Genomic DNA, 9,630 nt, shown 5'->3' with positions numbered 1-9,630 from the left:
GTGGATCGATGCCCCAATGCGAATAAAACCGCCGGTCCTCGATCGCGAGAAACGCCTGCACGACATGATCGGGTAGCCGGTCAACCACCACCGGCGCTTCCACAACGGCGCCGCTGCGCGCTATCGGGCTGCCATCGGCGGCGAGCAATGTGATCTCCGGCGGTGCAATCGGCTGCAGGGACTTGGAGAGCGGCGCGGTGATTGCCAGCCACGCGATCATGATCAGCAACAGGGCAACCAGCGCAGCGGTAATCCGCACCGCCCACCAGCGGCGGGTGCGCGGCGACTTGAGGATGATCGGCGCATCGGGCGTTGCCGGTTCTGTCCAAGGATTGCGCGCTTCGCCGAGGCCGGGCGGTGGCCAGACGGAATCCGCAGCAGAAGCGCCGCCGCCGCCCAATCGCCCTGATCCGAATCGCATTTTCTTGAACACAGCGGGTGTATTATATCAATATGACACTAGTGACCAGCAAGTGTGTCACTGGTCCAATGCCGCACGGCATCTTGCCAGCAAAATTGGCACACTCTCGGTCACTGTATTGTAAATCACCGATTCGTCGAGAATATCATATTAATGCCGCAACCTATTCCCTAAGCCGCGCACCTCGTGAAATGAAACATCCGGCGCGATCTCCTCAAAGCGCTGCTCGCCAATCTTCATCACCGCTTCTGTCACACGCTGGAGGCACCGTTCTACTGCATCGACCATCATCTGGTTGCGGGCAAACTCTTCGATCGACAGGTTTCCGATATAGGCCTGTGCTGCCTCGACATTCTCGATGATGTCCTGAAGCCTTTGCTGCTCGCGGCTAGAAGACATTAACCCGGTCCCGGTCAATCTGCTGCTGCATTCTGGGTTTGCGCGCAGGTTCTGCGATAAGGTCCACCTTGGAACGCAAAATGGTTTCGAGGCGATCGGCAATAGCTACAAAGGCGAACCCACCGACTTTTGCATCAGCCGAAAAACGGGCGGCAAGATCGATGTCGGACTCTACCTGCTCCTCGCCTCGGGCGGTTGACCCAAACAACGAGAGCCTATCGACGCCCATGCTGCGCAGCTCTGCTTCATGCGCCTTCAATTTTGCAATCGCCGTAGCCGTGTCCATTGCACCCTCGTCGCTACCCCCGCCCGACAACGCTCTCGGGCAGATCCTCGCCAAACACGCGCTGGTAATATTCGGCGACCAGCATCCGCTCGGCCTCGTCGCATTTGTTGAGGAACGACAAACGGAAGGCGAAGCCAATGTTGTGGAAGATCGCGGCGTTCTGCGCCCAGCTGATCACGGTGCGCGGGCTCATCACAGTCGAGATATCGCCGTTGACGAAGCCCTGCCGGGTCAGATCCGCCACCTTGACCATGTTCTTGACCACCTGCGGATCGGTTTCGCCAACCTTGGCGAGCACGACCCTGGCCTCGGTCTCGGCGGGCAGATAATTGAGCGTGCACACGATGTTCCAGCGGTCCATCTGCCCCTGGTTGATCTGCTGGGTGCCGTGATACAACCCGCTGGTATCGCCCAGCCCCACCGTATTGGCGGTGGCGAACAGGCGGAAATAGGGGTTGGGTCGGATCACGCGGTTCTGGTCGAGCAGCGTCAGCTTGCCCTCTGTTTCCAGCACCCGCTGGATGACGAACATGACGTCGGGGCGGCCCGCATCATATTCATCGAACACCAAAGCCGTCGGCGTCTGCAGCGCCCACGGCAGCAGGCCTTCGCGGAACTCGGTGACCTGCTGGCCATCCTTGAGCACGATGGCATCGCGGCCGACCAGATCGATGCGGCTGATGTGCGCATCAAGGTTGATGCGGATGCACGGCCAGTTGAGCCGCGCTGCGACCTGTTCGATGTGCGTCGACTTGCCCGTGCCGTGATAGCCCTGCACCATCACGCGGCGGTTGTGCGCAAAGCCTGCGAGGATCGACATCGTGGTTTCCGGGTCGAACACATAGGACGGGTCAAGATCGGGAACGCGCTCGTCGGCCTCGCTGAACGCGGGCACCTGCATGTCAATGTCAACGCCGAACACGTCGCGGGCACTGATCATCCGGTCGGGCGCATCGAGCAGGGTGCTGTCGCGGCTGTCGGGCTGTATGTTCGAAATATCGGTCATGCTTGGGTCTTTGCTGTTGTCTATTGTGCGGATGGGCCTCGCGCGCAGGAGATCACGCGAAGACGGAAACTTTGCGCAAGTGCGTATAGGCGGCGATGACCTCCTGCAAGGCCTTCTCGTGCGCGCGGTCACCGCCATTGCGATCAGGATGATAGGCGCGCACCAGCCGCGAATAGGCCTTTCGGATCGTATCGCGGGTGGCATCGCCGCCCAGCCCCAGCGTTTTCAGGGCCTTGCGGTCAACCTCGTTCAACCGGGCGTCTGCCGCTGCCATGCTGGCGCGATCTTTGAGGTTCTGCCTGAAGCGCGCGCCGATGGCGTCAATTGGATCGGCAAAATCTGACCAGCGCGGGGTTTGCCCCGCCCCGGCAGCGAACGCGCGGGTCTCGCGGTCCCAGCCAGCGGTGGGGCGCTGTGCTTCGTAAATCTCGTCGGGGCTCATCCCGGCGAAGAAATCGTAGCGCTGGTTGAACTCGCGGATGTGCTCTAGGCAATACCAGCGATAGCGGCCGGGGCCATCGAAGCGCGCACCGCGCCGTTCGTGCGCATCGGGCGGCGCGCGAAACTCGCCGTCCTCCTGACACTCGGGCCAGTCGCAGAACCGGCCCGTGCCTTCCACCCGGCCATGAAAGCGGCTGCGACGGCGCGCGTTGCCATTGTCCTGATTTGATCCGCCCGTGCTTGCCAAGTTATCGCTGGTCCGTTGCTTTGCGCCGCCTCGCAATCTGGCGGTGAAACGTCTATATAGGGGGCCATGAACATGAAAACCAAGGGGCCGATGGCCAGCGAAATCGAAAACCGGCTGCAGGCAGCGCTCGCGCCGACCCGGCTGGCGGTGATCAACGACAGCCAGCAGCACAGCGGCCACAGCGGCGATGATGGCAGCGGCGAATCGCACTTTACGGTCGAGATCGAAAGCGCGGCGTTCGAGGGCAAATCGCGGCTTGAGCGCCAGCGCATGGTCAATAGCGCGCTCGGCGACCTGCCGGGGCAAAAGGTACACGCGCTGGCGATCAAGGCAAGGGCGCCGGGAGAGTAACGCTGGCTCTGCAAACGCTCTCGTTCACCTCACATCTCGCCGCCAACCGACAGGACGTGTGGCGCGCCGCGATATCGCTCGACGGGCTGAAACAGGAAATGATGCCCATTTTGCGCATGACCGCGCCTGCCGGTGTGCATAGCCTGACCGATGTTCCGTTTGTTCCCGGCCAGCGCCTGTTCCGCAGCAGGCTTCTGCTTGGCGGGTTCTTTCCTGTTGGCACCAGCCACCTCACACTCGAAGTGCTTGAGTCTGGCGTCGGCTTTGTCGAACAATCACCGATGACCGGCATGAAAAGCTGGCGGCACGAACGGACCTTCAGCGATGAAGGCACCGGCTGCCGGGTAACCGACGCGCTGGCATTCGAGCCCAGCATGCTGCCAAGCCTGACGCGGCGGATAACCAGCGCGTTTTTTCTTCACCGCCATCGTCGCTTGCAGCGCAGGTTCGGAGTCCGTGTATGACCAGCCCCATCTCGCTCACCCTGTCGCCCACCACGCACGACCTTGGCGGTTTCAGGGTGCGACGGGTGCTGCCGCAAAAGGCGCGCGCGATGGTCGGGCCGTTCATCTTCGTCGACGAATTCGGTCCGGCGCAGCTTGATATCGGGCGCGATCTGGGCGTTCGGCCGCACCCGCACATCGGGCTGGCGACGGTGACCTATCTGTTCGACGGCGCGATCGATCATCGCGATTCGCTGGGCACGTTCCAGACGATCCGCCCCGGCGAGGTCAATCTGATGACCGCAGGCAGCGGTATCGTCCATTCCGAACGCAGCCCGCCCGCCGAAATGGCGCGCGGCGCGGCGATGTTTGGCATGCAGACCTGGCTGGCGCTTCCCGATGCGCTGGAAGACGCAGAACCGGCGTTTGAAAATGTGGGTGCCGACGCCCTGCCCCGGATCGAAGACACCGGCGTCAGCGCGCGAATCATCATGGGGACGCTCTGGGGCCAGAGCGCGCCGACCACCTGCCACAGCCCGACGATCTACGCCGATGTCATGCTCGGCGCAGGCGGCAGCGCGCCCATCGACAGCGAGGCGGACGAACGCGCGGTAATGCTGGTTGATGGCGACGGCGCGCTCGACGGCATTCCGCTCGAGCCCTATCGGCTTTACCTGATCGCGCCGGGCAGCAAGCCGCGGATCGACAGCATCACCGGTGGCCGCGCGATGCTGCTGGGCGGCGGCGCGTTCGGGTCTGAGCGGCACATCTGGTGGAATTTCGTTGGATCGACCAATGAGCGCATCCGCGCGGCGGCTGATCGCTGGAACGCTGGCGATTTCCCAATGGTGCCGGGCGATGATGAGGAGTTCATCCCTATCCCCGAGGTGCCGTTGACGCGCGGGCGGACGTGACCGGTTGATCTGATGCCCGATTTGCCGCTCACCCGCATTGCCCTGCCCACCGGCGTGGAACTCGATGTCGCCATCACGGGGCCAGCCGATGCGCCGCCGATGATCCTGCTGCACGGCTTTCCCGAATCGCATCGCACATGGCGCTTTGTCATGGCCAATTTCGCCGATCGCTACCGCCTGATCGCTCCCGATCAGCGCGGCTATGCCGGGTCATCCAAGCCTGCGGACATCGATGCCTATCAGCCAAAGCACATTCTGGCTGACCTGATCGCGCTCGCCGACCATTTGGGCATCGATGGCTTTACGCTGGTGGGCCACGATTGGGGCGGGGCGATGGCCTGGATGGCGGCGATCAAGCACCCCGGGCGCGTGCAGCGGCTCGTCCTTGCCAATGCGCCGCACCCGTTCACCTATCAAAAGGCGCTGTTCGATGACCCGGACCAGCGCGCATCGGCGCAATATATTTCCGAGATTCGCCAGAGCGATTTCGAGGACAAAGTGCTGCAGATGGGCTGGGACAGCTATTTCGATTCGCGCTTTCTTGAACCCAGCGCCGCATCGCGGATGACGCCTGAGGAGCGCGCAATATATCTCAGCCAGTGGCAGACCCCCGGCGCATTTACCGCAATGCTCAACTGGTATCGCGCCAGCGCGCTGATCGTACCGCCGATGCAGGGCGAGACGCCGCGCCCTGCGTTCCTCGACCGGCCCTTCCCGCCAGTCGTCCAGCCGACATTGCTGTTCTGGGCAATGGATGACCATGCATTGCGCCCGTCATTGCTGGAGGGGATCGACGCCTTGGTGCCTAACCTGACGTTGGTGAAGGCCCCGGGCGGTCATTTCGTGCCCTGGGAAAACCCCGAGGCGTTGATCGCCGCGATGGAAGCGTTTCTCGGAGCCGCGTGATCAGAGCATCCGCCTGGCCATCACTGGCATGACCAGCACCGTCAGCAAGGTCGCGATCAGATGCAGCGGCCACCGCCGCCAGCGTGGCAGGTGCCGGGCATAAAAAGCGGTATATTCGATCTCGCTGCGCGCGCCGCGCTGGCGCTTGAAGTCGCCCGCCCCGGCCGAGCCGTTGACTCGCAGGCCATGCGCGCAGGCATAGTCACCAAACATATAGCAGGCGATGCGATACAGGCCTGCTGCTTGCGGCTGCGCGGTATCATAGCCCAGCAGTGGGTTGGTCGCGACATCACCGCGCACGACAAAGCCCGCAGCCGCCATGATCTGCCCGTCCGCGTCGCGCGCCACGCGCATCTTCAGCAACCCGCACGCCATCGCCAGCTTGAGCCATGCCGCCGAGTACTGCGGGTTCAGCGCCGAATATTTCTCGACATACAGCATTTTGTAGAGCGCCACGATCCGTTCGGCCTCGGCATCGCTCGGCTGCGTCAGATCCTCGACGGTCAGGCCCGATTGCCTGAGCTTGCGCCGATCATTCTTGACGTTGTTGCGCGCAGCCCAGTCGCGCTTGAGGTCGTCAGTGACCCAGATGATCCGGCTGGGCAGCATGATCCAGCCATCGGCGGCAAGCGCGGTCGGCAGACGCGGGTCAGTCCAGCGATCAACCGACCGCACGCCGAGAAAATGATCGGGATAGTCAGCGATGAGCCGCGCGCGAATATCGGCCAGCCCCTCGCCGTGCCAGGCCCCGTGCAGGTTGGTCGAGAGCAGCCAGTTGTCGATCAGCACGACAGTGTTGATCCGGAGCGCTTTGAACAACCGGTCCGCCAGCGCGATGATCACCTGTGCCGGACGCTTCAGCCAACCCAGATCGACCAGCCCAAGCTCCTCGCGCGCGTAAAGCACATAGGCGCTGTGCGGCGCGACAACGTAACTTGCCCCCAGATCACCATGGTTGACTGTCGTCGGTAGCGCAAAGCCAGCGTGCTCAATCAGCAGCATGTCCGACGTCACATTGGTGACCAAGGTTTGCGGGCCATCTGCCTGCAACTGCTGCACATACGCGCGCGCATCGATATCCGCGCCCACAGCCGCGGATCCCGACAAGCCATCGCCTATAAACATCGGTGCATTCAACCTGCAAAACCCCGCGCGCCGTCTCGGGCCTTGCCCGGCCTCCCCGGCGCGAAATGCAGCCTTAGCCCGTTTGCGCGTAAGAACCGTGACAGCCAGGGTGCGCGCGACCGGTACTGCCGGTTCATGTTGCCCTTTGCCTTGCTTGTCCCTACATGCGCCGACCATGGCTGACACGCTGATCTTTGCAATCCCAAAGGGCCGCATTCTTGAAGATGCGCTGCCCGTGCTCGCGCGCGTAGGGATCACGCCCGCCACCGATTTTCACGATCCCAAGGCCCGCGCGCTGCGCTTTGCCACCAACCGGCCCGATATGGACATCATCCGGGTGCGCGCTTTTGATGTGGCGACTTTCGTCGCACATGGCGCAGCGCAGATTGGCATCGTCGGCTCCGATGTGATCGACGAATTCGATTATTCTGAGCTTTATGCGCCGGTTGACCTCGATTTCGGCCATTGCCGCCTTTCGGTGGCAGAGCCCGCCGACGCAGCGGGCGTGCCCGAACCCCGGCCATCGCACATCCGTATCGCCACCAAATACCCCAACATCACGCGCAGGCATTTTGAGCGCCAGGGGGTGCAGGCCGAGTGCGTCAAGCTGAACGGTGCGATGGAGTTGGCGCCATCGCTGGGCCTGTCGCGGCGGATTGTCGATCTGGTCGATTCCGGTCGCACTTTGCGCGACAACGGGCTGGTCGAGACCGAGGTGATCGTTCACGTCTCTGCCCGGCTGATCATCAACCGCGCCGCGCTCAAGAAGGATCACGCGCGGCTGGGGCCGTTGATGTCGGCGTTTCGCGATCTTGCAGCGGCGCGGAGCGAGGCGGCGTGACCTTGCGCCTTTCCACCCGCGACAAGGATTTCGACGTCGCCTTTGCGCGGCTGGTGCGGGGCCGCCGCGAGAGCGACATTGAGGTCAGCCGCGATGTCACCGCGAACATCGCCGATGTGAAGGCGCGGGGCGATGCGGCGCTGATCGACTATACCGCACGGTTCGACAATCACAGCCTGCCCGGTGGTGGCTGGAGCATCGGCAAGGATGCGTGCGCCGCCGCTTATGCCGATCTGCCGGACGCGCTGCGCGATGCGCTCAACCTCGCCGCCGACCGCATCCGCGCCTATCATGCCGCGCAGTTGCCCGAGAACCGCGACTATACCGATGCGGCGGGCGTCAGGCTCGGGGCGCGCTGGTCGGCGGTCGATGCCGCTGGCCTGTATGTGCCTGGTGGCCGCGCCGCCTATCCCTCATCGTTGTTGATGAACGCGATCCCCGCCAAGGTGGCCGGGGTCGAGCGGCTGGTGGTGGTGACGCCCACCCCCAGAGGCATCGTCACCCCGTTGGTGCTGGCCGCCGCGCATCTGGCGGGCGTTGACGAGGTCTGGCGCATCGGCGGCGCGCAGGCGGTGGCGGCGCTTGCCTTTGGCACCGAAAAAATCCGCGCGGTCGATGTCGTCACCGGCCCCGGCAACGCCTGGGTCGCCGAGGCCAAGCGCCAGCTTTACGGCGTGGTCGGCATCGATATGGTCGCAGGGCCTTCCGAAATCGTCGTTGTCTCCGATAACAAGAGCGACCCGGAATGGATCGCAGCCGATCTGCTCAGCCAGTCAGAGCATGACCCGACCAGCCAGTCGATCCTGTTCACCGACGACGCCGCGTTTGCCGACACCGTGGCAGACATCGTCGGCGTGCAACTGGCCGCGCTGTCGACCCAAAAGGTCGCGACCAAGGCGTGGCAGACCAACGGCGCGATTATCGTCGTGGATACGCTCGATGCGGCAATGCCGCTGGTCAACCGACTGGCCGCAGAGCATCTTGAACTTGCGGTCGATGACCCGCAAAGCCTGTTCGATCAGGTGCGCCACGCCGGATCGGTGTTCCTCGGCCGGCTAACGCCCGAAGCGGTGGGCGATTATGTCGCCGGGCCAAACCATGTGCTGCCCACCGGGCGGCGCGCGCGGTTTTCGTCGGGCCTGTCGGTGCTCGATTTCATGAAGCGCACCAGCTTTATCGAACTGGGCCGCGAAGGCCTTGATGCGATTGGTCCGGCGGCGGTTGCGCTGGCCGAGATGGAAGGCCTGCCCGCGCATGCCGACAGCGTCCGTCGGCGCCTGGGATAAAGGCCGCAGCAATGAACAAAACATCCAAATCCCGCTCAGCAGCGCGGCTCGCCGCGGTGCAGGCGCTGTATCAGCACACGATGGAGGCGATTCCGATCGCGCAGCTGCTGCATCAGTTCCACGAACATCGGCTGGGTGCAGAGATCGAGGACGAGCAATATGCCGAGGCCGATGTCGATTTCTTTGACGACATTGTTCAGGGCGCAACCGCGCGTCTGGCCGAGATCGACGCGCTGATCGAGGGCAGGCTCGCCGATGGCTGGTCGCTGACCCGGCTCGACCGCACGCTCCACCAGATCCTGCGCGCGGGCACGTATGAATTGCTCGCGCGGCGCGACGTGCCGGTGGGCAGCGTGATCAACGAATATCTCGATGTCGCGCATGCGTTCTTCGATGCCAAGGATACGCGCTTTGCCAACGGCCTGCTTGATGCGATCGCCAAAGATGTGCGGCGGTAACGAGCCGATGCCGTTCTCCGGCGGAAGCCGGAGTCCAGGGGCGGGGTGGCACCTCGGCCCGCTGGATTCCGGCTTTCTCCGGAAAACAGATATATCGATCGGATGACCACCGAACCCGCCTTCATTGACCTGCTCCGCGCCATCGCCACCCATCCGGCGGCGCGTGGGTTCGATGATGACGCGGCTGTGCTCGATGTCGGCCAGCAGCGGCTGGTGCTGACCAAGGACATGCTGAGCGAGGGCGTGCATTTTCTGCCAGATGATCCGCCAGAGGATGTCGCCTGGAAGCTGGTCGCGGTGAACGTGTCAGATCTGGCGGCCAAGGGCGCGCTGCCGCTCGCCTGTTTGCTTGGCTACAGCCTCACGGGTGACGCGGATTGGGACGCTGGCTTTGTGCGTGGCCTTGGCCAGGCGTGCAACCATTACAGCATCGCGCTGATCGGCGGCGACACGGTATCCGCTGCGGCGGGCACAGCGCGCACGCTGTCGCTCACCGCCATCGGCAC

The 9,630-nt window shown here is 63.6% G+C and carries 14 protein-coding genes; 8 read left to right on the top strand and 6 right to left on the bottom strand.

What is annotated here, in order from left to right:
* The 5 genes from ACEW8G_RS03950 to ACEW8G_RS03930 form a co-directional block, all read right to left on the bottom strand.
* On the bottom strand, window positions 1-421 hold a 421-nt coding region (locus tag ACEW8G_RS03950), incomplete at its 3' end, for a transglycosylase domain-containing protein (protein WP_373487147.1).
* Window positions 422-571: 150 nt separating this feature from the next.
* Window positions 572-838 carry a DUF86 domain-containing protein gene (locus ACEW8G_RS03945; RefSeq protein ID WP_373487146.1) on the bottom strand — a complete coding sequence of 89 codons (267 nt, stop codon included), beginning with the start codon at window positions 836-838 and terminating at the stop codon, window positions 572-574.
* A complete protein-coding gene (locus ACEW8G_RS03940; RefSeq protein ID WP_373487145.1) occupies window positions 810-1,106 on the bottom strand; it encodes a nucleotidyltransferase family protein in 297 nt (98 codons plus the stop codon). Before ACEW8G_RS03940 ends, ACEW8G_RS03945 begins: the two co-directional genes overlap by 29 nt.
* A 13-nt stretch (window positions 1,107-1,119) precedes the next feature.
* Window positions 1,120-2,112: a cobaltochelatase subunit CobS gene (cobS, locus tag ACEW8G_RS03935; RefSeq protein WP_373487144.1), complete on the bottom strand. Its 993-nt coding sequence runs from the start codon at window positions 2,110-2,112 to the stop codon at window positions 1,120-1,122.
* A gap of 52 nt (window positions 2,113-2,164) precedes the next feature.
* Entirely contained in the window at window positions 2,165-2,800 is a 636-nt protein-coding gene (locus ACEW8G_RS03930) for a DnaJ domain-containing protein (protein WP_373487143.1), read from the bottom strand.
* Window positions 2,801-2,866: 66 nt separating this feature from the next.
* On the opposite strand from ACEW8G_RS03930, the gene ACEW8G_RS03925 reads away from it, so the two are divergent.
* The 4 genes from ACEW8G_RS03925 (at window position 2,867) to ACEW8G_RS03910 (ending at window position 5,414) form a co-directional block, all read left to right on the top strand.
* The gene (locus tag ACEW8G_RS03925; protein ID WP_373487142.1) at window positions 2,867-3,151 is read left to right on the top strand and encodes a BolA family protein; all 285 of its coding nucleotides are present in this window, start codon (window positions 2,867-2,869) and stop codon (window positions 3,149-3,151) included.
* Between the two features lie 98 nt (window positions 3,152-3,249).
* A complete protein-coding gene (locus tag ACEW8G_RS03920) occupies window positions 3,250-3,615 on the top strand; it encodes a hypothetical protein (protein WP_373487141.1) in 366 nt (121 codons plus the stop codon).
* Window positions 3,612-4,508, top strand: coding sequence for a pirin family protein (locus ACEW8G_RS03915; RefSeq protein WP_373487140.1), 897 nt, complete (start codon window positions 3,612-3,614; stop codon window positions 4,506-4,508). The genes ACEW8G_RS03920 and ACEW8G_RS03915 overlap by 4 nt, the downstream gene beginning before the upstream one ends.
* 12 nt (window positions 4,509-4,520) lie before the next feature.
* The gene (locus ACEW8G_RS03910) at window positions 4,521-5,414 is read left to right on the top strand and encodes an alpha/beta fold hydrolase (protein ID WP_373487139.1); all 894 of its coding nucleotides are present in this window, start codon (window positions 4,521-4,523) and stop codon (window positions 5,412-5,414) included.
* On the opposite strand, the gene ACEW8G_RS03905 is transcribed toward ACEW8G_RS03910, so the two are convergent.
* Window positions 5,415-6,521, bottom strand: coding sequence for a GNAT family N-acetyltransferase (locus ACEW8G_RS03905; protein ID WP_373487138.1), 1,107 nt, complete (start codon window positions 6,519-6,521; stop codon window positions 5,415-5,417).
* A 193-nt stretch (window positions 6,522-6,714) separates the two neighbouring features.
* On the opposite strand from ACEW8G_RS03905, the gene hisG reads away from it, so the two are divergent.
* The 4 genes from hisG to ACEW8G_RS03885 all read left to right on the top strand — a co-directional run.
* Window positions 6,715-7,380, top strand: coding sequence for an ATP phosphoribosyltransferase (gene hisG, locus ACEW8G_RS03900; protein ID WP_373487137.1), 666 nt, complete (start codon window positions 6,715-6,717; stop codon window positions 7,378-7,380).
* Complete coding sequence (hisD, locus tag ACEW8G_RS03895) at window positions 7,377-8,666, top strand: histidinol dehydrogenase (protein WP_373487136.1); 1,290 nt, start codon at window positions 7,377-7,379, stop codon at window positions 8,664-8,666. Before hisG ends, hisD begins: the two co-directional genes overlap by 4 nt.
* Window positions 8,667-8,677: 11 nt before the next feature.
* Complete coding sequence (nusB, locus tag ACEW8G_RS03890; RefSeq protein WP_373487135.1) at window positions 8,678-9,124, top strand: transcription antitermination factor NusB; 447 nt, start codon at window positions 8,678-8,680, stop codon at window positions 9,122-9,124.
* A gap of 102 nt (window positions 9,125-9,226) precedes the next feature.
* Window positions 9,227-9,630 (top strand): AIR synthase related protein (locus ACEW8G_RS03885; protein WP_373487134.1); only part of this gene is annotated, 404 nt, incomplete at its 3' end.

The organism is Blastomonas sp., assembly GCF_041747255.1.
Classification (GTDB): domain Bacteria; phylum Pseudomonadota; class Alphaproteobacteria; order Sphingomonadales; family Sphingomonadaceae; genus Blastomonas.
The sequence above is the reverse complement of the archived record's forward strand: the minus strand, read 5'-3'. Positions and strand labels throughout refer to the sequence as shown.